The organism is Vibrio sp. 2130-1 (genome assembly GCF_033339515.1).
The window spans coordinates 1-681 of sequence record NZ_JAWOUT010000309.1 but is presented as its reverse complement, the minus strand read 5'-3'; the positions used below and the strand labels follow the sequence as shown (position 1 = coordinate 681).

Genomic DNA, 681 nt, shown 5'->3' with positions numbered 1-681 from the left:
TGTTGATGCTGACGGAGAAAGCTTCTTTTGACAAAGTGATGTTCGAAACGATTTCTGCTTTTGCAACGGTTGGGCTTACTGCAGGTTTGACGGCAGAGCTTTCAGAGCCTGGAAAGTACATCATGATCGTCGTGATGATCATTGGCCGTATTGGGCCTTTGACGCTCGCATATATGTTAGCGAGACCAGAGCCAACCTTGATTAAGTACCCAGAAGACACGGTTCTTACTGGATGATTTGTCAGTAATAAGCAAAATGAACGTAAAATAACGCTTTGAATTTAAAGTGATATTTTGACTTTTTTGAGCGTCGATTGGTCATCGGCGCTCAAACATTTATAAATAACGTGGTCTTCTGCTCAAATTTTCTTTTTGATCCCCTTGTCAGCATTCCCTTATCCTTTCATTTCTGTACCATTCATTCACTTAATTTATATCTAATGCGTAAATAACCATCAGGTAACCGCTCGTTAAATTGATGGGTATCTGAGTTCGTTTTATGCATGGTGAATTGAAAAGATGGAGCCGTACTTTGAAATTCCACACCTTTGCCTTGACCATGCTGACTGCACTTGTTGCCGGAAACAGTATGGCAACGACCCCACCATCGCCAATTTGGCATCCGATCACGCTGAGTGACGGAAGCAATAGCGAGGCGATTTTACGCGGAACTGCTGATTTC

General features: G+C 42.6%; 1 protein-coding gene. It reads left to right on the top strand.

Annotated features, from left to right (window positions below):
• The coding region (locus R7Q09_RS25915) for a potassium transporter TrkG (protein WP_318143913.1) at positions 1-236 on the top strand (236 nt) is incomplete at its 5' end.
• Positions 237-681: the final 445 nt, after the last annotated feature.